Below are 22,610 nucleotides of genomic sequence, written 5' to 3' on the forward strand. Positions count from 1 at the left end.
CGGACGGTAAAACCAGGCGTTGAACGTGCGCAGGCACGCCCAGGGCTCGCCGAAGCTTAACGACTGATCGGTCATCAAGGCTTGCAGCGCTGCGACAATTTCGGTCAAGGGGGGGTAACTTTACGTTTATGCCTGTCGGCAAGACTGTCAGAATTCCCTTCCGTTTCCTTTGATCCGAGCCTTGTCCATGCAAATCAATACTGCCCTGCTGTTCGCCACCCCTTGCGATGACGAGGAAGACAACATGGCGACCCTGTGCTGCCACAGCGACAAGGGTCAGATGTTCCTGCTGACCCGCTACCCGGACGAAGACACCGTCGACCTGACCCTGGATGACGAGCCGTCGACGCTGGATGGCCTGAAAGTGACCCTGAGCCCCAAGCGCCTGCTGATCGAAGTAGCGGCCGGCGACCGGGATGCGCTGAAGGGGGATGAAGTGCTGGAGATCAACCTGACCAGCGAGTTGAGTGACATGGATGAAGTGAAGGAAACCCTGGAGAACATCCTGGCCGGGACCGGCACCTTTGTCTGCGAACTCTGAGCCATACAGCAATCCAAACGCTTGCGCGATCCCTGTAGGAGCGGCCTTGTGTCGCGATGGGCCGCAACGCGGCCCCAGCAATGTATGCCGTGACGCCGAGATTCTGGGGCCGCTTTGCGGCCCATCGCGACACAAGGCCGCTCCTACAAAGGCCGCGCCAGGCTTCAGATCAGTGCCGCTTGCATCTCTTGGGCCTGTTGCCGCAACGCCTGGCAAAACGGCTCCACCGCCGCCGACGCCGGCCGGTGGTCCGGCCTGATCAGCATCACCTGGTAGGGCACCGACACCCGCAACCGCCGAATCGGCAACCCGCCCTGCGCCGCCTCCAGCCCGCTCAGCGGGTTGATGATCGCCACCCCCAGGCCCTGCCTGACCATGGCGCACACCGAGGCCGCACTGGTGGTCTCGATGACCGTGCGGCGATTCACCCCTGCCGCGCGAAAGTGCTGGTCCAGGCGCTGCCGGTAGGTGTCCAGGCTGGCCAGGTTGATGAAGTCGACCTCGTGGAAATCGCTCAGCTCCAGCTCGGCCCTGGCCTGCAACGGGTGCCCGTCGGGCAGCACGCACACCATGTTGGCGCTGAACAGCAATTCGCCGTAGGCGCCACGCGGTATCTGTTCTACCTCGGTCAGGCCCAGGTCATGCTGCTGGGCAACCAGCGACTCCTCCAGCAACGGCGATTCCTGCGCCAGGATACTCACGCTCACGCCCCGGTGCTGCTGGTGAAAACGCTGGCAAGCCTTGGGCAGCAAGGTCTGGGAAAACAGCGGCAGGCAGGTAATGGCCAGCCGGCCCTGCTCGAAATTGCGGATGGCCTGGGCAAAGCGGTCGATGCGCTCCAGCCCTACGTAGGCCCGTTCAACCTCCTCGATCAACAGCAGCGCCTGGGCCGTCGCCACCAGGCGGCCACCTTCGCGCTCGAACAGGTTCAGCCCGGTTACCTGCTCCAGCCGCGCCAGCTCACGGCTGACGGTGGGCTGCGAGGTAAACAGCAGGCGCGCCGCACCGGTGACGCTGCCAGCGGCCATGATGGCGCGGAACACTTCGATATGGCGGACGGACAGTTTCACGGGCAACACCTGGCAAGTCGGCAATGGTCATATCAGATATGAATGGCTGACAGAAAAATAGCTATTTTTCTGAATTCCTGCTTTGGCTCATCCTCGTGGCCTTCCTTATATGAGTAGCGCCGCCATGACTGCACCCTTCACTCTTCTGGCCGAGGCTGTCCGCCAGCACGGCTCGCCGCTGTGGGCCTATGACGCCGGCACCATCGCCGAGCGTGTCGAACAGCTGAAGGTGTTCGACACCGTGCGCTTCGCCCAGAAGGCCAACCCCAACCTGCATGTGCTGCGCCTGATGCGTGCCCACGGCCTGGTGCTGGACGCAGTGTCGCTGGGCGAAATGGAGCGGGCTTTTGCCGCGGGCGCCAGCGTGGATGGCGACCCTGCCGGCGTGGTGCTGACCTGCGACGCGCTGGACCGGCCGACCCTGGAGCGGGTGGTGGCCTCGAAGATCGAAGTCAACGCCGGTTCCATCGACATGCTGCGCCAACTGGGTGAACGCTCGCCCGGCCACCGCGTGTGGATCCGCATCAACCCCGGCTTTGGCCATGGCCACAGCCGCAAGACCAACACCGGCGGCGAGAACAGCAAGCACGGCATCTGGCACGAAGAGCTGGGTGAAGCGCTGGCCTGCGTGAAAACCCATGGCCTGCACCTGGTAGGGGTGCACATGCACATCGGCTCGGGGGTGGACTACCAGCATCTGGAGCAAGTGGCGCGCTCGATGATCGAGCTGATCGGCCGCCTGGGCGTGGACATCGAGGCGTTCTCCATTGGCGGCGGCCTTTCCACCCCGTACCGCAGCAGCGACAAGCCGGTCGACCTGCAACGCTACGCCCGGACCTGGGCCGTGGCCCGCAAGGAGATCGAAGCGATGCTGGGCCACCCCGTGCGCATGGAGATCGAGCCAGGGCGCTTCCTGGTGGCGGAATCGGGGTACCTGGTGGCCGAGGTACGCGCCGTGAAGCAGGTGGGCCGCAATACCTTCGTCATGATCGACGCCGGTTTCAACGACCTGATGCGCCCGGCGATGTACGGGGCCTACCACCGCATGACCCTGCTCGACGCCGACGGCCAGCCGGTTGACCGCCCACGGCAGCCGACCGTGGTGGCCGGGCCGCTGTGCGAGTCGGGTGATGTGTTTACCCAGGATGACCAGGAACTGACCCCGCACGACCTGCCCCAGGCGCAGGTGGGTGACCTGCTGGTGATCCACGACGCCGGGGCCTATGGCGCGTCGATGTCGTCGAACTACAACAGCCGGCCGTTGCTGCCGGAGTTCCTGATCGAGGATGGAGCGCTACGGATGATTCGCCGCAGGCAGACGGTGCAGGACCTGCTGGGCCTGGAGGCAGGCTTCTAACTATCGGTGTGGATTGCAGTCGAGCCCATCGATGGCACGGGCTTCGCCCATGTTCGCGGGTAAACCCGCTCCCACAGGTACGGCGCCGGGCTCGAGGGCAGTGCCGTACTTGTGGGAGCGGGTTTACCCGCGAAAGGGCCGGCCCGGGCAACACATCAGCTGATGCCCTGCCCCACCGTCCATTGCCCCGCCCCACACAATCCGGGTACCCTTTTTTCCTCCCGGCCTCACCAGGCATGACTCCATGATCATTCGCCAAAGCATCGCTGCAGACCACCCGCAACTGCTCGATATCTGGCTGCGCGCCGTGCGCGCCACGCACCACTTTCTGCAAGCGTCCGACATCGACGCGCTGCTGCCGCAATTGCGCGACGTCTACCTCCTGGCCGTCGAGCTCTGGGTCGCGGTTGACACCGAAGACCGCCCGCTGGGCTTCATCGGCTTCAATGGCAACCACGTGGAAATGCTCTTCGTCGCCCCCGAGCGCCATGGCAAGGGCATAGGCCGCGCGCTGCTGGACTTCGGCCGCCAGAAGCACAGCGTGATGAGCGTCGATGTCAACGAGCAGAACCCGCAGGCGGTGGGGTTCTACCGGCACTATGGTTTCATCCAGACCGGCCGTTCACCGCTGGATGGCGAAGGCCGGCCATTCCCCTTGCTGCATATGAGCCTGTCCGCACAGGCTTGATTTCCGGGGCCGCATTGCGCCCCGCCGCTGTTACAAATTCGCGAGACAGACCAAAGGTATGAACCCGACGCGCTATACCACCGTGGCAAAGGACTTGATGGAAGGCATCGCCAGTGGCCGCTACCCTGTGGGCAGCCTGCTGCCGACCGAGTTCGAGCTGTGCGACCTGTACGATGTGAGCCGACACACTGTGCGCGCGGCGATCAACCAGTTGCTCAACCAAGGGCTGGTATCGCGGCGCAAGCGCGTGGGCACCCGGGTGGAGGCCAGCAGCCCGCGCGGTGGCTACTCGCAGTCACTGGCCAGCGTGGCGGACCTGGCGCACCTGGCGGAAACCCAGCAACGGGAAATCCAGGACGTGCGCCACTTCGTCGCCGACCTGAGCGAGGCGGCGCGGCTGGGGCTGGTTCCGGGCGAGCACTACTTCTGCGTGTCGAGCATCCGTGTCGACCGCGTGCACAACGCCGCGCCGCTGTGCTGGACCGATGTGTACGCGCAGCGCGACTATGCCGAGGTCATCGAGTTGGCCCGCGAGCACCCCGACCAACTGATTGCGGGGCTGATCGAGCAGCACTATGGCCGGGCGATCGCGGTGGTCGACCAGCAGGTGCGGGCAGTGTTGCTGAGCGCGGAAATGGCCCGGGTGCTGAAGGCCGAGGCAGGCGCGCCAGGGCTGAAGATCATTCGCCATTACCGCGAGGAAAACGGCGACCTGATGGCGGTGTCCGAGACGGTGCACCCGGATGATCGCTTTACCCTGGTTACCCAGATGCGCCGGGATCGGTCGCCTGGCTGATCAAACCAGCGCCATGCTCGATATCCCAAAACTTGCGCGATCCCTGTAGGAGCGGCCTTGTGTCGCGATAGGGCTGCGCAGCAGCCCCAGGATTTCCGCGCAGGTGCACAAATTGCCGGGGCTGCTGCGCAGCCCTATCGCGACACAAGGCCGCTCCTACAGGGATTGCGCATGTGGCCAGGTTTACCTCACATGTCCAACACCCGCTCAGCCTCCGCCAACTGCTGCCCCCGCACCGTGGTCACCCGATGGTCTCGCGCCAGCAAGGCATAGATCGTCGGCAGCACAAACAGGGTAAACAAGGTCCCCACCAGCATCCCGCACACGATCACCACCCCCAGGCCAAAGCGGCTGTTGGCCCCGGCGCCGCTGGCAAACAGCAGCGGCAGCACGCCGAAGGTCATCGCCGCCGTGGTCATCAGCACCGGCCGCAGGCGTATCTGCGCGGCGCGGACGATGGCGGCGGCACGGTCGAGGTTGTCACGCACCTGGATCTCGTTGGCGAACTCCACCATCAGGATGCCGTGCTTGCTGATCAGCCCGATCAGGGTCACCAGGCCGATCTGCGTGTAGATATTCAGCGTGGCCCAGCCCAGCGCCAGCGGCAGCAACGCACCGCAGATCGACAACGGCACGGTCACCAGGATGATCAGCGGGTCCACCAGGCTTTCGTACTGCGCGGCCAGCACCAGGTAGATCACCACCAGGGCGGCGAGAAACGCCCACATCAGGGCAAAGCCCTCCTGCACGTACTGGCGCGACTCCGATTGCCAATCATGACTGAAGCCAGGTGGCAGTTCGGCGGCAAGCTGTTCGAGAAATGCCACGGCATTCCCCATCGACACACCGGGCGCCGGGATCGCCTGCAGGGTACTGGCGTTCTGCTGGTCGAACTGCAGCAAGCGGTTGGGCGCCACTTCGATGTCCAGGTGCACCACCGTGGCCAGCGGCACCAGGCTGCCGTTTTCGGCGCGCACGTACTGGCGGTTCAGCGCCGCCGGCGTCAGGCGCTGGTCCTGGATGCTTTGCGGGATCACGTCGTAGGAGCGCCCGAACAGGGCGAAGCGGTTGAGGTACTGTTCGCCCACCAGCACGCCCAGCGACTCGCCGATGGCCTGCATGCTGATGCCCAGGCTGGCCGCCTTGGCGCGGTCGATGCGCACCTTGACCACCGGGTTGTTGTAGTCGAGGTCGCTGTCCACGACGCTGAACAGGCCGCTGTCGCGGGCACGCTGCTTGATCACCTCCATGGTCTGGTACAGCTCGGGGTAATCCTGTGCGCTGCGCAACACCATCTGCACCGGCAAACCACCGCTGGAGCCCGGCAGCGAGGCCACCTGAAAGGCGAAGATGCTGCTGCCTTCAATGTCCGCCACGGCCTGCTGCAACTGCGCCTGCACCTGCGCGGCGGAACGCTCGCGGGCCTGCCAGGCGCTGAGGTTGATGCCGCCGAAACTGGCGGCCGGGCCGTCGGTGCCGTTGATGATCCAGGTGTCGGTGGTTTCGGCGAGGGACTTCATCACCTGGTCCAGCTTCAGGGCAAAGCGCTCCACATAATCCAGGCTGGCATGCTGCGGCGACTTGATGGCCGTCAGCACCGCCGCCTGGTCCTCGGGCGGGGCCAGTTCGCGCTGCGGCAGCAGGTACAGCCAAGGCAGGCTCAGGCACACCAGAAGCGCCACACCACCACTGATCCAGCGATGCGACAGGGTGTAGGCAAGTACTCGCCCATAGGCCCCGGTCAGCATGCCGAACAGGCGGTCGGCCATGTTGGCCATGGCGCCATGCTGCTGGCCGGGTTGCAACAACAGCGAGCTCATCACCGGCGACAGGGTGAGCGCGACGATGCCGGAAACGATCACCGCCCCCGCCAGGGTCAGGGCAAACTCACGGAACAGCGTGCCGGTCAGCCCGCCCATCAAGCCGATCGGCGCGTATACGGCGGCCAGGGTCAGGGTCATGGCGATCACCGGCCCGGCGATTTCCCGCGCCCCGGCCAGCGCAGCAGCAACCGGCGACTTGCCCTCTTCGATATGGCGGTGCACGTTCTCCACCACCACGATGGCATCGTCCACCACCAGGCCGATGGCCAGCACCATCGCCAGCAAGGTCAGCAGGTTCAGGCTGAAGCCGAACAGCAGCATCAGGCCCGCCGCACCGAGCATCGACAGCGGGATGGCCACCACCGCGATCACCACGCTGCGCAGCGAGCCCAGGCACAGCCAGATGACCAGCACCACGATCAGCATGGCTTCCACCAGGGTACGCAGCACCTCGTCGATCGAGGCGTCGATGAAGCGTGCGGTCTCATAGGCCAGCGCCACCTCCACCCCGGGTGGCAGGGTCTGACGGATCTGCGGCAGCAGCTGGCGAATACCCTCGACGATCAACAGCGGGTTGCCGGTCGGGGTGGGGAACAGCCCCAGGTGCACGGCGGGCTTGCCGTTCATGGTGGCGCTGGTCTGGGTGGCCGCCGCGCTCAGCTCGACAGTGCCGACATCGCGCAGGCGCACCAGGTCGGTGCCATCGTTGCGGATGATCAGCTCGCGAAAGTCCTCGACCCGGGTCAGGTCGGTGTCCACCTGGATATCGGCCAGCACGTACTGCCCACGCACCTGCCCCGGCGTCGCCTGGTAGTTGTTGGCACGCACCGCCTGCGCCACATCGGCGGCCGTCACCCCGCGCCCGGCCATCTGTTCGCTGTCCAGCCACAGGCGCATGGCCAGGCGCTGCCCGCCGAACGACTGCACCTTGGCCACACCATCGATGCCGGAGAACTGCGGTTCCACCACCCGCGACAGGTAATCGCTCAGTTCGGGTATCGACAAGGTTTCGCTGGCAAAGCCCACGTAGGCCACCGCCGTGGAGTCACCTGCCGACAGCTCCACCACCGGGTCGTAGGCCTTTTCCGGAAGGCGATAGCGCACCTGGTTGACCTTGGCCATGGTCTCGGCAAGCGCCTGGGTCGAATCGCGGTTGAGCACCATGCGCAAGGTGATCAGGCTGCGCCCCTGCTGCGACGACGAGGACAGGTAGTCGATGCCCTCGACCGACGACACCGCCTGGGTGATCGGCTGGGTCACGAAACCTTGCATCAGCTCGGCAGAGGCGCCCGGGTACTCGGTGCTGATGGTGATGGTGGAGGTTTCCAGCAGCGGGTACTGGCGGATCGGCAGCTTGCCCATGGCAAACAGCCCCAGCAGGATGATCAGGCTGCTGACCACCAGCGCCAGCACCGGGCGGCGGACAAAGAGGTCGGTGAACTTCACGATTGCCGCCCTCCCTGGCTGGCCTGCAGGCTGTCTTGCGCCACTGGCTCGACCGGCATGCCGTCGCTCAGTTTCAACTGGCCGGAAACCACCACCTGGTCACCGGGCGCCAGGCCTGAGGTGATCTCCACCCGCCCCTGCCAGCGCTCACCGGTAGTCACCCGCACCCGGCTGACCCGGGTGCCCTGTTCCGGGTCCCGGGTAGCGACGAACACCGTCTGCCCGTAGGCGGTGTAGGTAATCGCGGTTTCCGGCACGGCCAGCACGCTTGACGGCTGCGCGGCATCCAGGCGCACGCCGGCGTACATGCCCGGCTGCAACTGCCCGCCCGGGTTCGGCAAGGCCGCCTGCACCTGCACCAGGCGCGCCTTGCTCACCACCGGGTCCACCGCGACCACCCGGGCCTGGAAGTCCTGCCCGCGCACCGCATCCACCGTCAGCGCCAGCAGTTGCCCCACGTGCACTTCGGGGGCGGCTTGTTCGCCCAGGGAAAAATTGACATGCAGCTGGCTGATGTCGGCCAGGCTGGCGATGGTCTCACCGGCGCTCAGGTACTGGCCCTGATGCACCCGGCGAATGCCGAGCTTGCCGGCAAACGGCGCGCGTATTGCCTTCTGCGCGATCAGCGCCTCGACATGCTGCAGTTCACCGCTGGCCACGTCCACGGCGGTGGCCGCATTGTCGAGCAGCTCCTGTGACACAGCGTTCACCGCGCGCAGCTTGCGGCTGCGCTGCAGCACCACTTCGGCATTGCGCAGCCTGGCGCGCAACTGCACGCGCTGGGCCTGCTCCGGGGCATCGTTCAGCTGTACCAGCAATTGCCCTGCACTCACCCATTGCCCCGACTCGAAGGCGATGCGGGTGATGCGCCCCGCCGTCTCGGCCGCCACCTGTACCTGGTTGACCGCCTCCAGCTCCCCCGAGGCAAAGTTCTGTCGTGCCAGCTGCACCTGCTCGGCCGTGGCCAGCGCCACCTTGGTCGCCGGCCATGCCGCCGCAGCCGGCGGCGCCGAGCCACTGCCGACCAATGCATAGGCAGCGGCCAGCACACCTGCAACAGCGCCAGCCCAGGCCAGTAACGTCCTTTTGTTCATGCAGTGCTCCGATCATCAGGGAAAGCGGTTGCGGGGAAGATCGGGCAGGACTATAAGAGCTCGAGTTAACTTGAGGTCAACAGGCATGGCAGCGGACAACACACGGATGCTAACGGTAGGGGAAGTGGCCAAACGCAGCGGCGTGGCGGTTTCTGCGCTGCACTTCTACGAGACCAAGGGGCTGATCGCCAGCGTCCGTACGGCGGGTAACCAGCGCCGCTATCCTTCACTGGTGCTGCGCACGCTGGCCATCATCAAGGTGGCGCAGCGCACGGGTATTCCGCTTGAGGAGATCAAGCAGGCCTTCAGCCGCTATGCGCCCAACAGCAAGCTCACGGCAGCGCAATGGGGCGAGATGTCGACCGCCTGGCGCGAAGACCTGAACGCCCGCATTCGTACTCTGGAAGCGTTGCGCGACAGCCTGGACAACTGCATTGGTTGCGGCTGCCTGTCGCTGGAAGATTGCCCGCTGCGCAACCCCGAGGATGTGCTGGGCAAGGAAGGTACCGGGGCGCGGATTCTGGAGAAAAAGGCCCGATAGCCCGTCACCGGGTTTATCCACACATCGCGTACCCTGTAGGAGCGGCCTTGTGTCGCGAAAGGGCTGCAGAGCAGCCCCAGCAATTTGTGCATTTCGGCTGAGGTCCTGGGGCTGCTCCGCAGCCCGTTCGCGACACAAGGCCGCTCCTACAAGGAAACCGCCTGCACCATAGGGTTCAGTCGCCTTTGCCCAACACATACCGGTCAAAATGCTCGATGTGCTCGTCCAGGTTGTCCTCGAGCATCATCCGGTACTGCTCGCAGAAATACTTCAACAGCTCCTCCCGCGCGGCAGCCAGTTCGGCACTGGTCTTGAAACTGCGGGCACTCATCCAGGCATTGAAGCGCGAGGCGCCGAAGGTCAGCGAGGCACTGACCTTGCCCAGGTCTTCGATTTTCTCGATCTGCTGGTTCGCCAGTTCGATATGCGCATCCGCGCGGTCGTAAAAAGCCTGATCGGTAGCTTGTGTCATTGCGGTTTACCTTGTTGCAGCATTCAAGTTGAGTACCCGCGAAAAATTGTACCCCGTACACGTGAACCTGTATTGAGGCGCACAGTCTTAGCCGAGCCCTCAAATCGGCCTTGCCGCCGTCATTCACCAGAGCCATTCACCCCATGCGCCAAGCAGTCCGTCGCTCCCCCTTTGTTTCGCTCTGCTTCATTCCTTTTCTTCCCCTGTTCGCCAACCCCGCCCATGCCAGCGGGGAAAGGCAACTGGTGGCAGCCATCAACGACTATCGCACCCAGCCACAACGCTGCGAGCGGCGCATTATTCGGGGTTCGACGCCGCTGGTGCTGAAGCCGAAACTGGCGTTGCCGGTCGGCTACGGCGGGGCGTTGCGGGAAGGATTGAAGGCTGCGGGGTATCAGGCGGTGAAGGTGCGGGCCATCCGCCTGGTCGGCGCGCAAGATGCCGAGGAGGCCTTTGACATGCTGCGCAGCGACTACTGCACGGCCCTGCTCGATAGCCAATATGCCGATATCGGCGTCAGTCGCTCACGCAACGAGTGGCGGGTGCTGCTGGCTCGGCCCCTGCTCGATGCCCAGCTTGGCGATAGGCGATCGGCCAGCAACGCGTTGCTGGCACAGGTGAACGCTGCACGGGCGAAACCACGCCTGTGTGGTCGCAAGCGCTTTGCCGCTGCACGCCCGCTGGCCTGGAACACCGCCCTGGGAACGGCGGCGCAGCGCCACAGCCGGGCGATGGCCAACGACAATTTCTTCGCGCACCGCGACCTCGACGGTGATTTACCCGCGGATCGGGCATGGGATGCCGGCTACCGTGGGCGACAGATCGGCGAGAACATTGCCGCAGGCCAGGGCTCGCCGAGCAAAGCGATGGCAGGCTGGCTGGCCAGCCCCGGGCATTGCGCCAACCTGATGAACCCGATGTTTACCCAGGTGGGTGCGGCCTTTGCCGAGAACTCGCGTAGCGATAACGGCGTTTACTGGACGATGCTGTTCGGCGCGCCTTGAAGGGCACGTGCCAGCCCTGTGACCAGGGCTGGCCTGCCGATCGTTGCCTGCACCACCTTTGACAACCCCGCCATACCTCCCCCCTCGCAGTCTCAGATGACTGGCGCTGGCGATGACACATCGCTTGCATATGACACTTTGTGTCATTAATATCGCGATTGTGTCCTGACGGCGTCCTCGCCGATCAGCAATCCCATCGCCCTTCCCCATGCAGGTACCGCCCATGACGACCACCATGCAGACCCCCAAGGACCAGCTGGTCAAACTCGCCCAGCAGCAGATGCTGACGGCGCTGGCCGACAACACCTACACCCCTCGACAAAAACTCGCCCTCACCTGCCGCATCCTGTTCGACGGCGGCCACGATTCCGGCCTGGCCGGGCAGATCACCGCCCGCGCCGAGCAGCCTGGCACCTACTACACGCAACAACTCGGCCTGGGCTTCGACGAGATCGCCGCTTCCAACCTGCTGGTGGTCGACGAAGACCTCACCGTGCTGCAAGGCCGCGGCATGGCCAACCCGGCCAACCGCTTCCACAGCTGGCTGTACCGCGCACGCCCCGACGTCAACTGCATCATCCACACCCACCCGCTGCACAGCGCCGCCCTGTCGATGCTGGAAGTGCCACTGGCCATCTCGCACATGGACCTGTGCCCGCTGTTCGACGACTGCGCGTTCCTCAAGGAATGGCCCGGCGTACCGGTGGGCAACGAAGAAGGTGAAATCATTTCCAGGGCGATCGGCGACAAGCGCGCGATCCTGCTTTCCCACCATGGCCTGCTGATCGCCGGCCGCTCGATCGAGGAAGCCTGCGTGCTCGCCCTGCTGTTCGAGCGCGCAGCCAAGATGCAGCTGCTGGCCATGGGTGCCGGTGACATCCGCCCCATCCCGGATGCCCTGGGCAAGGAAGCCCACGACTGGATCTCCACCCCCAAACGTCATGGCGCCGCCTTCAGCTATTACGCGCGCCGTGCCTTGCGTGCCCATGGCGACTGCCTGGGCTGACTGAAGCTGTACTCTTTCCCCAACAACGGCAGAGGTGCCTGGTTATGTCTACACCTGTAATTCGCGGCGTTATCGGCTACACCATCACTCCCTTCACGGCAGACGGCGCGCTCGACCTGGATGCCCTGGGCCTGTCCATCGACCGCCTGATAGAAAACGGCGTACACGCCATCGCACCACTGGGCAGCACCGGCGAAGGCGCCTACCTGTCCGACAGCGAATGGGAAACGGTGGTGCGCTTCAGCCTGGCACGCATTGCCGGCCGCGTACCCAGCGTGGTCAGCGTCTCCGACCTGACTACCGCACGCACCGTGCAACGCGCCCGCCTGGCACAGGCCTGCGGCGCCACGGCGGTGATGGTGCTGCCCATCTCCTACTGGAAGCTCACCGAAGCCGAAGTGGTCGCCCACTACAAGGCGGTGGGCGCGGCCATCGACATTCCGATCATGCTCTACAACAACCCGGGCACCAGCGGCACCGACCTGTCGGTGGAGCTGATCCTGCGCATCCTCGGCGAAGTGCCCAATGTGACGATGGTCAAGGAAAGCACCGGAGACATCCAGCGCATGCACCGCCTGTTCAAGGCCACCGATGGCCAGGTGGCCTTCTACAACGGTTGCAACCCGCTCACCCTGGAAGCCCTGGTGGCCGGCGCCACTGGCTGGTGCACTGCCGCGCCCAACCTGATCCCGGCGCTGAACCTGGCGCTGTGGGACGCGGTGCAGCAAGGCAACCTGGCCGAAGCCCGCGCGCTGTTCTACCGCCAGTACGAACTGCTGGAATACATCACCCGCCGTGGCCTGCCCACCACCATCAAGGCCGGCTTGAAGATGCTCGGCCAGGATGTCGGCGCTCCACGCCTGCCCCTACAGCCGCTGGATGCGCAAGGCAGCGCGTACCTGAAGGGCCTGCTGGACGCCCTGAGCGCGGCTGACTGACCCATCGCAGCCGCAAGACCGCTCCCACAGGTATCGCGCCGCTCTCAGGGTTGACGCAGGACCTGTGGGAGCGGGTTCACCCGCGAACACCGGCGCAGCCGGTGCCATGCAAACCCACGCCCACAGACGACTCACGCGACCGGGTTGGCATGCTTCACCCGCCCCCCTACCCCCGGCCGATCGACGAACAGCACATCCAGCACACTGTTACGCAACCCCTTCAACGCATTCCAGTTCGCCGACGCATGCACATACCTGTCGCGCAACAAACGCAGCTCATCCTCGGTCAAGCCAGGCTGCTCACTCTCACCCAAGGCAAACTCGTGCAACTTGCGGCTGATGCCCAGCAACTCCTCCGGCAACCGATGCTCAGCCTGCCCGCCCAATGGCGCAAACGGAACACCCGCCCGCACCGCCAACTCACGCATGATGCTCAGGTACACCCGGGACAGCTGCCCCGCCACTTCCCGCTCGCGGTACACCGCCGCATAAACCTGCTTTTGCGCCTCGCTAGGCAGGCCACCGGCAATCGGCTCCTCCCAGGCCAGCACACGCGGCCTGGGCGCGCCCATTTCACCAAACGACGACGCCAGCAAGGCACTGACGGTGGCATGCACGCGAGTCTGCTCGGCGCGCATACCCCGCGGTACTCGCTGTGACTGCGGTTTGCACAGCAGCACCTGCTCCTGCGTGGTAGCCGGGTAACCACCGCCAATGTTCGAGTGCACGCCCGGCAACACGATGTCATGGCCGCTGCGCACCAGCGGGAAGTTGTGCCGCTGCTCGTCCCCCGCCACCAGTTGCACCATTTGCCGGGCAATGCCCGCGCCCAGGCCCAGGCGCAAGCCACCATGGCGGTCGTCGGCGGGGTCGAAGTCGCCCTGCAGCGGCGCGATGATCGCCGCCACCGTGTCGAACAGGCCGATGAAATTGATGACGATGCCACAGGACACCGCCAACAGACTGCCGCCGCCATCATGCAGCAGGTTGGCCAGATGCCGCACAGCCGCCGCGCCCCGGCTGAAACCGAACAGGTCGAACTCGACCCGCTCGAGCCTTGCCTGCGGATGCGCCTCGCCCCAGTCCCGCAACTGCCCGGCAATCCCCGCCAAGGCCTCGGCGACCCGCGCCTCGGCCCCCCAGCGCCCACACCCGGTGGCCGAGGCATAGGCATGATCCGCCTCCCCCGCCAGGGTGCCCACGCCCTCGACATAGCGCTTCAGAAACGCCATGGTCCCGTCAGCATTGGCCCCCTGCGCCGGGTACAGCGCATGCAACAGGGCCACGTTGCTCAAGGCATTGCCATAACTGCCCCCTTTACCCACCGGTGCATCCACCGGCATCACATTGTTCAGGTTGTTACCGGTGCCATCGAAGAACACGCCAAAACGCAGAGTGACCGGCGTGATGCGTGCAGTGCTACAGCTGTTCAGGTCCATTGTCCTGCCTCCTGCTTGTACAAAAAGCACAAGCAGGCGCCAGCACACCGCCGCGGAACATCAGGCAATGGCCATTCCTTTACAGGACATTTCTGCAACGCTGCCAGATGTTTGTCTTGAACGTTGAGGTGATGCAGAGATCGAGCGCCGCCCGCGCGGCGCTTCGCGGCACAAGGCCGCTCCCACATCTGTTTCGGGCCAGTTATTCCTGTGCCAGGTGGGTTGCAGCCTTGGTGCATGACTGGAGATGGATGAAGAGCAACTGCGCCCTTCAATATCGAATGGAACAAACAAGGCGGACAGAGGAGACCTTACAGGAATGACTGGCCCGAAACAGATGTGGGAGCGGCCTTGTGCCGCGAAGCGCCGCGCGGGCGGCGCTCGATCTCACAGGCCCTGAAAATGCCACGGCGAGCACCTGGCGGCCCGATACATTATGTAAAACGCACCTAAATTTCCCTGCCGCCATTGGTCGCCACCCCCCCGGATGGATTAAAGTATCACCCCTTGCCAGGGCAGCTGCTTCCAGCCGCCTACGGCCCCATACCAGGAACCGTCACCGATGGAACACCGTGAAGCGCTGATCGCGCTGCGCACCTTTCTTTCTTCCCAGATCCTAGGCCAGGAGAAACTGGTCGAGCGGCTGTTGATCGTGCTCCTGGCCGACGGCCACATGCTGGTCGAAGGCGCGCCGGGCCTGGCCAAGACCAAGGCCATCAAAGAGCTCGCCGAAGGCATCGAGGCGCAGTTCCATCGCATTCAGTTCACCCCCGACCTGCTCCCGGCCGACATCACCGGCACCGAAATCTACCGCCCGGAAACCGGCAGCTTCGTGTTCCAGCAGGGGCCGATCTTCCACAACCTGGTGCTGGCAGACGAAATCAACCGCGCCCCGGCCAAGGTACAGTCCGCACTGCTCGAAGCCATGGCCGAACGCCAGGTCAGCGTGGGGCGCAGCACCTACGACCTGTCGCCGCTGTTCCTGGTGATGGCAACGCAGAACCCGATCGAGCAAGAAGGCACCTACCCGCTGCCCGAAGCCCAGCTCGACCGCTTCCTGATGCACGTGAAAATCGGCTTCCCCGACGCTGCGGTAGAGCGGCGCATCCTGTTGCAGGCCCGTGGTGAAGCCCTGGGCGGCGAGACCAAGCCAGAGCGCCGGGTCAGCCAGCAGGCGATCTTCGCCGCCCGCAAGGAAATCCTCGGCCTGTACATGGCCGACGCGGTAGAGGAATACCTGGTGCAACTGGTGATGGCCACCCGCACCCCAGCCAAGTTCGATGCCGAACTGGCCGACTGGATCGCCTACGGCGCCAGCCCGCGTGGTTCCATTTCGCTGGACCGCTGCGCGCGCGCCCACGCCTGGCTGGCCGGGCGCGATTTCGTCAGCCCCGAAGACATCCAGGCGGTGCTGTTCGACGTGCTGCGCCACCGCATCATCCTCTCGTTCGAGGCCGAGGCGGCAGGGATCGACCAGGACCGCGTGGTCCAGCGCATCCTCGACGTCGTCGCCGTTGCCTGAGCCCATGCCCACAGCGTCGCTGGCCGAACCCGGCATCCGCATCGGCCTTGCCGAGCTGATCGACATGCGCCACCGCGTGCGCGAAATCCAGCTGTTTTCCCGGCCCGGCCAGCGCAGCCCGCTGGTGGGCCTGCACCACTCCAAGCTGCGCGGGCGCGGCGTGGACTTCGACCAGGTGCGCGTTTACCAGGCCGGCGACGATGTGCGCAACATCGACTGGCGGGTCACCGCGCGTACCCAGGAGCCGCACACCAAGCTGTTCCACGAAGAGCGCGAACGGCCCATCTTCATCCTCGTCGAGCAGAGCCAACGGCTGTTCTTCGGCTCGGGGCTGATGTTCAAGTCGGTGCTGGCCGCCCAGGCCGCCGCGCTGTTCGGCTGGGCCGCGCTGGGCCACAACGACCGCATCGGCGGGTTGGTGTTCGGCGACAACGAACACCACGAAATCAAGCCCCGGCGCAGCAAGCAGAGCCTGCTGCAACTGCTCAACCGCCTGGCCAAGGTCAACCAGGCGCTGCACACCGAGGCCACGCCCGGGGCCGACAGCCTGGGCCTGGCCCTGCGCCGCGCCCGCGAAGTGCTGCGCCCCGGCAGCCTGGCCATCGTGATCTGCGATGAGCGCTCGCTCACTGCCCAAGTGGAGCAGCACCTGGCCATGCTCTCGCGCCATTGCGACCTGCTGCTGATGCCGGTGTCCGACCCGCTCGACCACGCCCTGCCCGCCGCCGGCCTGCTGCGCTTCGCCCAGCGCAGCGCGCAGCTGGAGCTCGACACCCTGGACGCCAACCTGCGCCAGGCCTACCGCCAGCAGGCCGAAGCGCGCATCGAGCGCTGGGAGCTGATGGCGCAAAAGCTGCGCGTGCTGCTGATGCCACTGAGCACCCAAAGCGAAATGATCGAGCAACTGCGCGAGTACCTGAACGCCCAGCGGCCACGGAGCGCGTCATGAAGAGCAGCGGCCAATGAACCCGCTTGACCAACTGCAGCCGCTGATCGCCCCCGCGCCGATCGGCCTGTGGCCACCGGCACCCGGCTGGTGGCTGCTGCTGGCCGTGCTGCCGCTGCTGGCCTGGGGGCTGTGGCGGGTGCGCCACTGGCGCCCGGGCAAACGCCGCATCGTGCGTGCCGAACAACCCTTGGACCCGGTGCGCGTGGAAGCGCTGGCCGAACTGGCGCGGCTGCCGCGCCCCTACGACGGCGCCCCGGCCGGGGCCTGGCTGCAACAGATCAACGCCCTGCTCAAGCGCCTGTGCCGCAGCCACTACCCGGGTGCCAACAGCCATACCCTGAACGGTCGCCAGTGGTTGGCGTTTCTTGACAACCGCTGCCCGGCCGCCGGCCTGACCCGCTGGATGGTACTGGTCGAAGGCGCCTACAAACCCGAGTGCAAGCTCGACGACAAGGCCATCGCCGGGCTCAGCCAAGCCGTCGAAACCTGGATTCGCAAGCATGTTTGAACTGGCCTGGCCGTGGGTCTTCGCCCTGTTGCCGCTGCCGTGGCTGGCGCGCCTGGTGCTGCCGGCCGCCGACAGCGGCGAACCGGTGCTCAAGGTGGGCTTCCTCGACGAACTGGAAGGCCTGGCCGGGCGCCGCGCGCGGCTCAACCTGCCGACCTGGCGCCAGCAGGCGCCCTTTGTCGTCATCTGGTTGTTGCTGCTGTGCGCCGCCGCCCGCCCGCAATGGTTGGGCGAGCCGGTGCCAGTGGCTGCCAGCGGCCGCGACCTGCTGGTGGCGGTGGATGTGTCCGGATCGATGGACTTCCCCGACATGCAGTGGCAGAACGAAGAAATCAGCCGCCTCGACCTGGTCAAGGCGCTGCTCGGTGACTTCCTGCAGGACCGCGAGGGCGACCGCGTGGGCCTGATCCTGTTCGGCAGCCAGGCCTACCTGCAGGCGCCGCTCACTTTCGACCGGCGCACCGTGCGCACCTTCCTCGACGAAGCGCAGATCGGCATCGCCGGCAAGAATACCGCCATCGGCGACGCCATTGGCCTGGCGGTTAAGCGCCTGCGCCAACGCCCGGCACAAAGCCGGGTGCTGGTGCTGATCACCGACGGCGCCAACAACGGCGGGCAGATCCACCCGCTGACTGCCGCCCGCCTGGCCGCCCAGGAAGGCGTGCGCATCTACACCATCGGCATCGGTGCCAACCCCGAAGCCAGTGGCACCCCTGGCCTGCTCGGCCTGAACCCGAGCCTGGACCTGGACGAAGCCTCGCTCAAGGAAATTGCCGACATCACCCACGGCACCTACTTCCGCGCCCATGACGGCGCCGAACTGGACGCCATCGGCGACACCCTCGACCAGCTCGAACCGGTGGCCCAGCAACCGACCCAGGCGCGCACGGCCAAGGCCCTGTATGCCTGGCCCCTGGCCCTGGCCTTGCTGCTGAGCGTGCTGCTGGTGCTGGCCGTGCAATGGCCCGACAACCTGCTGCACCGCCTGCTGCGCAAGCCGCGCTTCCTGCAACCGCACCCGGAATGGCGCCAGCGCCTGAAGCGCCTGCGCCTGAGGAGGCGGCGATGATCGAACTGTGGCCCGAATGGTTGCGCCCGCTCTGGCTGCTGGCCGTGCCCCTGCTCGCCTGGCTGCTGTACAAACTATGGCACCGGCGCAAGCGCGCCGGGCGCTGGCAGATGATTCTGCCGCCGGCGTTCCATGGCGTCCTGCTCGGCGGTGGCAGCGGCAGCACCAGCAAGCTGCCGTGGGTGGCGCTGGGCCTGGCCTGGGTGCTGGTGATCCTGGCGCTGCTCGGGCCCAGTTGGCAGCGCGTGGAAGAAAGCCGCCAGCGCCCGGCCGACCCGCTGGTGATCCTGCTCGAACTGACCCCGCAGATGCTCGCCGAGGACAGCCCGCCCAACCGCCTGGAGCAGGCGCGGCGCAAGATCCTCGACCTGCTGGAGCACCGCCGCGACAGCCAGACCGCGCTGGTGGTCTACGCTGGCTCCGCGCACACCCTGGTGCCACTGTCCGATGACCTGGCCACCAGCCGCAACCTGCTCGAGGCGATCGACCCGTCGATCATGCCCAAACCCGGCCAGCGCGCCGACCTGGCCGTGCAAAAAGGCCTGGCCCTGCTGGCCCAGAGCGGCCTGGGCCAGGGCCGCCTGCTGCTGGTCGGCTCGTCGCTCAGCGCCCCGGAGCGCCAAGGCATCGCCCAGGCCCTCGGCCGCCAGGGCCCGAGCCTGCTGATGCTGGGCATCGGCAGCCGCGAAGGCGCACCGGTGCGCCAGGCCAATGGCGAATACCTCAAGGACGACCAGGGCGGCATCCTGTTGCCACGCCTGGACAGCGCCAGCCTCAAGGGCTTCATCAGCGGCACCGGCGGGCGCTACCGGCATGCCCGCATCGACGACCTCGACCTGCGTGGCCTGGGCCTGTTCGACAACCCGCGCGCCGGGCGCAATGACGGCCAGACCCTGCAATTGGACAGCTGGGCCGACCAGGGTTACTGGCTGCTGCTGCCGCTGTTGCTGCTGGCCGCCTGTGCCGGCCGACGCGGCTGGCTGTTCTGCCTGCCGCTGCTGCTGGCCCTGCCCCAGCCCAGCCAGGCCTTCGAGTTCAACGACCTGTGGCTGCGCCCCGACCAGCAAGGCCAGCGCCTGCTGGAGCAGAACCGCCCGGCCAGTGCCGCGCGCCAGTTCCAGGACCCGCAATGGCGCGGCATGGCCCTGTACCAGGCGGGCGACTATGCTGGCGCCGCCGAAGCCTTTTCCCAAGGCGACACTGCCGCCGCCCACTACAATCGAGGCAATGCCCTGGCCCATAGCGGTGAACTGGAAGCCGCCCTGGACGCCTACGAACAAGCCCTGGAACGCCAGCCCGACCTGCAAGTGGCGCTGGACAACCAGGCACTGGTGCAGCAACTGCTGCAACAGCGCGAAGCCAAGGCCGAGGAACAACCAGCCAGCAGCGATGCCCAAGGCACGCCCGGCAGCGAAACCGAAGGCAACAGCAGCTCGGCCAGCAGCCCGGCCCAGGGCACGCCCGGCAACGACGAACAAGCCAGCGCCGAACAGCCCGGCGAAGGCAGCAGCAACAGCCAGGTAGCGCCCGGCAACCAGGCGGGCGCGGATGACAGCGTCATCCAGCCGCCGCAGCGCCCGGTATCGACCAGCCTCGATGCCGAACAGCGCCAGGCCCTGGAACAATGGCTGCGGGAGATCCCCGACAACCCGGCGGAGCTGCTGCGGCGCAAATTCTGGTATGAACAGCAATTGCATCAGGAAACCCCACGATGAGTCGCTTCGGCGTCTTTCTCCTCAGTCTGCTGTGGGCCGTGCTGGCCCAGGCCGAACCGTTGCTGCGAGCCAGCGTCGACCGTACCCGCCTGGAAGCCGGCGAAAGCCTGGAGCTGACCCTGGAAAGCCAGGACGTCACCCAGTTCGGCAAGCCCGACCTGCGCGCGCTGGAGGGTGACTTCGAAGTGCGCGGCACGCGCCAGCTGAACAGCCTGCACAGCCTCGACGGCGAAACCCGCGCCAGCACCCGCTGGATCATCACCCTGCTGCCGCGGCGCAGCGGCAGCCTGCACATCCCCGAACTGCAACTGGGCCAGTCGCACAGCCAGGCCATCGAACTGCAAGTGCTGCAGGCCGATGCCAGCCGCCAGGACAGTGCCTCGCAGGTGTTCATCGAAGCCACGCTCGACAGCAGCGAGGTCTACGTCCAGGCCCAGGCCGTGCTCACCCTGCGCATCTACCATTCGGTGGCACTGTACGACGACAGCAGCCTCAGCCCGCTGCAACTGGAAAACGCCAAAGTCGAACCGCTGGGTGAATCGCGCACCTATGAAAAGGAAATCAACGGCGTCCGCCACGGCGTGATCGAAACCCGCTATGCCGTGTATGCCCAGCAAAGCGGCACCCTCGAAATCCCGCCACTGACCTTCACCGCCACCGCCGCCGCCAGCCCGGACCAAGCCCCACAAGCCAACGGTACGGCCCGGGCCGGCCACCAGGTGCAGGTCAGCTCGCTGCCATTGCGCCTGGCCGTACGGCCGATTCCGGCGGCCTGGCCTGCTGGCGTACCGTGGCTACCGGCCCGCAGCCTGACCCTGGAAGAGCACTGGAACCCCGACCCTGGCAACCAGCAGGTGCAGATTGGCGACTCGCTGACCCGCAACATCACCTTGCGTGCCGAAGGCTTGTCCAGCACCCAGCTGCCGCCGCTGCCAGCCACCGAAATCACCGGCCTGCGCCGCTATCCCGACCAGCCGTTGCTGCGCAACGAAATCAGCGAGCGCGGCATGACCGCCAACCGCGAAGAGCGCGAAGCCCTGGTGCCGACCCACAGCGGTGCGCTGGCCCTGCCGGCGCTGGAAGTGGCCTGGTGGAACACCCGCGAAGACCACCTGGAGCACAGCAGCCTGCCGGCGCGCACGCTGAACGTGCAGGACAACCCGGCACTGAGCGCCGACACCCCGGTTGGCGACAACAGCAGTGCCAGCAGCTTGCTGTGGCCGTGGCAGCTGACCACCCTGGTGTTCGCCCTCACCACCTTGCTGGGCTTTGCCCTGTGGTGGCGCGCCCGCTCGCAGCCAGCGGTGCTGCGCGCCGCGCAGGCCGGGCCGAGCCCGCGTACCTTGCTGGATGATCTCAAGCGCGCGTGCCAGGCCAACGACCCACAGGCAACCCGCCAGGCGCTGGACGCCTGGGCCCGCCAGCAGCCGGAGACCCTGGCCGAGATGGCGGCGCGGTTCGTACCGTTGTCGGATGCACTGGATGGGTTGAACGGGGCGCTGTATAGCGAGAGCGGGCAGTACTGGCAGGGTGAAGATTTGTGGCGGGCGATCGGTACGATTCCGCCGGCTGAGCAGGTATTGCTGCCGACCGGCGAGAACGGCAGCCTGCCGCCGCTCTATCCCAAGTAAGTGGTTGCCTGTGCGGGCCTCTTCGCGGGCATGCCCGCTCCCACAGTGACCGCGCCCGCCGAGAACCTTGCGCTGTACCTGTGGGAGCGGGCGTGCTCGCGAACACCGGCGTAGCCGGTGCCACCGTAAGATATTTCTGAACCTGCCCACCAATGCTTCAGAATCAACCCGCTTAGGAATTATCCTACGCGCGCTGCCGAACTATCGCTGTTGTCGGGCAAACACCTCACGGATAACGTTTCCGGGTCGCTTCGGTGACCGGGTGTGAGAACCCGACAGAGATTTTACGCAGCACCTCTTATGGTGGCCGTACGTGGGCGGGCCTTGGCCTGGCCGAGTCTTTGCGTATTTCTCCTCGGTTTCTCACCCCGCGTACGGCTGCCACCCTCAATCCGTGAGAAAGATTCAGGTGGCAGTTCCCTTCTCCTTCAGAGGAATACGCCATGAAGAAACTCGTCCCCGATCCACCCGTAAAACTAACGGCCCGCCCCTTCTACACCATCAACCAGGACACACCCTCGGTTGACGCCCTGATCCACACCCTCCAGCTGATGGCCGGCATCGAAGACTCGCTGGACGAATACATCTGCGCCAATGCCGGCGAGCCCGGCATCAACATGCTGGTCAACGCGGTGCATCACGTACAGATGACCAAGGCCCTGGCCGAGTTGCTGCTACATCGGCAGGCCGGGGATATCACCTGGCACTGACTACGGTCCTACAAAAAGCGTTATCGCGTCATGGCTGCCAGGTGTTCGTCACCACATTTCCGGCGCCTGTGAGATCGAGCGCCGCCCGCGCGGCGCTTCGCAGCACAAGGCTGCTCCTACATCTGTTTCGGGCCAATAATTCCTGTGACAGAGGCGCGCGCCCCTTTGGCGTCCACCTCGATATCGTGTCAGACAAACAAGGCGGTCGCGTGCATTGGCACAGGCGTTACTGGCCAGAAACAGATGTAGGAGCAGCCTTGTGCTGCGAAGCGCCGCGCGGGCGGCGCTCGA

20 protein-coding genes are annotated in these 22,610 nt (G+C 65.8%); 15 read left to right on the forward strand and 5 right to left on the reverse strand.

Annotated elements, in window-relative coordinates; all coding sequences use genetic code 11:
• Positions 1-187 precede the first annotated feature (187 nt).
• Positions 188-541, forward strand: a complete 354-nt coding sequence (locus tag ABIB24_RS16300; RefSeq protein ID WP_137163323.1) for a hypothetical protein — start codon at positions 188-190, stop codon at positions 539-541.
• A gap of 164 nt (positions 542-705) precedes the next feature.
• On the opposite strand, the gene ABIB24_RS16305 is transcribed toward ABIB24_RS16300, so the two are convergent.
• Complete coding sequence (locus tag ABIB24_RS16305; RefSeq protein WP_025338281.1) at positions 706-1,611, reverse strand: LysR family transcriptional regulator; 906 nt, start codon at positions 1,609-1,611, stop codon at positions 706-708.
• A 124-nt stretch (positions 1,612-1,735) separates the two neighbouring features.
• On the opposite strand from ABIB24_RS16305, the gene lysA reads away from it, so the two are divergent.
• From lysA to ABIB24_RS16320, 3 genes are all read left to right on the forward strand, one after another.
• The gene (lysA, locus tag ABIB24_RS16310; RefSeq protein ID WP_085589290.1) at positions 1,736-2,968 is read left to right on the forward strand and encodes a diaminopimelate decarboxylase; all 1,233 of its coding nucleotides are present in this window, start codon (positions 1,736-1,738) and stop codon (positions 2,966-2,968) included.
• Between the two features lie 244 nt (positions 2,969-3,212).
• On the forward strand, positions 3,213-3,656 hold the full coding sequence (locus tag ABIB24_RS16315) for an acetyltransferase (protein ID WP_137163321.1): 444 nt from the start codon (positions 3,213-3,215) through the stop codon (positions 3,654-3,656).
• A gap of 58 nt (positions 3,657-3,714) precedes the next feature.
• Positions 3,715-4,452: a GntR family transcriptional regulator gene (locus ABIB24_RS16320; RefSeq protein ID WP_137163320.1), complete on the forward strand. Its 738-nt coding sequence runs from the start codon at positions 3,715-3,717 to the stop codon at positions 4,450-4,452.
• Between the two features lie 188 nt (positions 4,453-4,640).
• On the opposite strand, the gene ABIB24_RS16325 is transcribed toward ABIB24_RS16320, so the two are convergent.
• The gene (locus ABIB24_RS16325) at positions 4,641-7,721 is read right to left on the reverse strand and encodes a MexW/MexI family multidrug efflux RND transporter permease subunit (protein ID WP_354316864.1); all 3,081 of its coding nucleotides are present in this window, start codon (positions 7,719-7,721) and stop codon (positions 4,641-4,643) included.
• Entirely contained in the window at positions 7,718-8,815 is a 1,098-nt protein-coding gene (locus tag ABIB24_RS16330; protein ID WP_274120137.1) for an efflux RND transporter periplasmic adaptor subunit, read from the reverse strand. Before ABIB24_RS16330 ends, ABIB24_RS16325 begins: the two co-directional genes overlap by 4 nt.
• An 85-nt stretch (positions 8,816-8,900) precedes the next feature.
• Between ABIB24_RS16330 and soxR the strand changes: the two genes are divergently transcribed.
• The gene (gene soxR / locus ABIB24_RS16335; protein WP_016500816.1) at positions 8,901-9,356 is read left to right on the forward strand and encodes a redox-sensitive transcriptional activator SoxR; all 456 of its coding nucleotides are present in this window, start codon (positions 8,901-8,903) and stop codon (positions 9,354-9,356) included.
• 175 nt (positions 9,357-9,531) lie between these two features.
• Here soxR and ABIB24_RS16340 read toward each other — a convergent pair whose 3' ends face one another.
• On the reverse strand, positions 9,532-9,828 hold the full coding sequence (locus ABIB24_RS16340) for a DUF3144 domain-containing protein (RefSeq protein WP_015269483.1): 297 nt from the start codon (positions 9,826-9,828) through the stop codon (positions 9,532-9,534).
• A 143-nt stretch (positions 9,829-9,971) separates the two neighbouring features.
• On the opposite strand from ABIB24_RS16340, the gene ABIB24_RS16345 reads away from it, so the two are divergent.
• The 3 genes from ABIB24_RS16345 (at position 9,972) to ABIB24_RS16355 (ending at position 12,776) form a co-directional block, all read left to right on the forward strand.
• A complete protein-coding gene (locus ABIB24_RS16345) occupies positions 9,972-10,832 on the forward strand; it encodes a CAP domain-containing protein (RefSeq protein WP_274078933.1) in 861 nt (286 codons plus the stop codon).
• 223 nt (positions 10,833-11,055) lie between these two features.
• Positions 11,056-11,838, forward strand: coding sequence for an aldolase (locus tag ABIB24_RS16350; RefSeq protein WP_075044181.1), 783 nt, complete (start codon positions 11,056-11,058; stop codon positions 11,836-11,838).
• A 44-nt stretch (positions 11,839-11,882) separates the two neighbouring features.
• Positions 11,883-12,776, forward strand: a complete 894-nt coding sequence (locus ABIB24_RS16355) for a dihydrodipicolinate synthase family protein (protein ID WP_137163316.1) — start codon at positions 11,883-11,885, stop codon at positions 12,774-12,776.
• Positions 12,777-12,907: 131 nt separating this feature from the next.
• Here ABIB24_RS16355 and ABIB24_RS16360 read toward each other — a convergent pair whose 3' ends face one another.
• Entirely contained in the window at positions 12,908-14,215 is a 1,308-nt protein-coding gene (locus tag ABIB24_RS16360; RefSeq protein ID WP_354316865.1) for a T6SS phospholipase effector Tle1-like catalytic domain-containing protein, read from the reverse strand.
• A gap of 562 nt (positions 14,216-14,777) precedes the next feature.
• Here ABIB24_RS16360 and ABIB24_RS16365 point away from each other — a divergent pair.
• From ABIB24_RS16365 to ABIB24_RS16395, 7 genes are all read left to right on the forward strand, one after another.
• Positions 14,778-15,737, forward strand: coding sequence for an AAA family ATPase (locus ABIB24_RS16365; protein WP_013971644.1), 960 nt, complete (start codon positions 14,778-14,780; stop codon positions 15,735-15,737).
• A 4-nt stretch (positions 15,738-15,741) separates the two neighbouring features.
• Entirely contained in the window at positions 15,742-16,686 is a 945-nt protein-coding gene (locus ABIB24_RS16370) for a DUF58 domain-containing protein (protein ID WP_041506176.1), read from the forward strand.
• A gap of 13 nt (positions 16,687-16,699) precedes the next feature.
• The gene (locus tag ABIB24_RS16375) at positions 16,700-17,194 is read left to right on the forward strand and encodes a DUF4381 domain-containing protein (RefSeq protein WP_015269461.1); all 495 of its coding nucleotides are present in this window, start codon (positions 16,700-16,702) and stop codon (positions 17,192-17,194) included.
• A complete protein-coding gene (locus ABIB24_RS16380; RefSeq protein WP_015269460.1) occupies positions 17,187-18,263 on the forward strand; it encodes a vWA domain-containing protein in 1,077 nt (358 codons plus the stop codon). Before ABIB24_RS16375 ends, ABIB24_RS16380 begins: the two co-directional genes overlap by 8 nt.
• Positions 18,260-19,978 carry a vWA domain-containing protein gene (locus tag ABIB24_RS16385; RefSeq protein WP_354316867.1) on the forward strand — a complete coding sequence of 573 codons (1,719 nt, stop codon included), beginning with the start codon at positions 18,260-18,262 and terminating at the stop codon, positions 19,976-19,978. Before ABIB24_RS16380 ends, ABIB24_RS16385 begins: the two co-directional genes overlap by 4 nt.
• Positions 19,975-21,609, forward strand: coding sequence for a BatD family protein (locus ABIB24_RS16390; protein WP_274078930.1), 1,635 nt, complete (start codon positions 19,975-19,977; stop codon positions 21,607-21,609). Before ABIB24_RS16385 ends, ABIB24_RS16390 begins: the two co-directional genes overlap by 4 nt.
• 443 nt (positions 21,610-22,052) lie before the next feature.
• Entirely contained in the window at positions 22,053-22,319 is a 267-nt protein-coding gene (locus ABIB24_RS16395; RefSeq protein WP_137163310.1) for a hypothetical protein, read from the forward strand.
• The last annotated feature ends 291 nt before the right edge of the window (positions 22,320-22,610 follow it).

Source organism: Pseudomonas sp. UYEF17 (genome assembly GCF_040546125.1).
Classification (GTDB): domain Bacteria; phylum Pseudomonadota; class Gammaproteobacteria; order Pseudomonadales; family Pseudomonadaceae; genus Aquipseudomonas; species Aquipseudomonas putida_Z.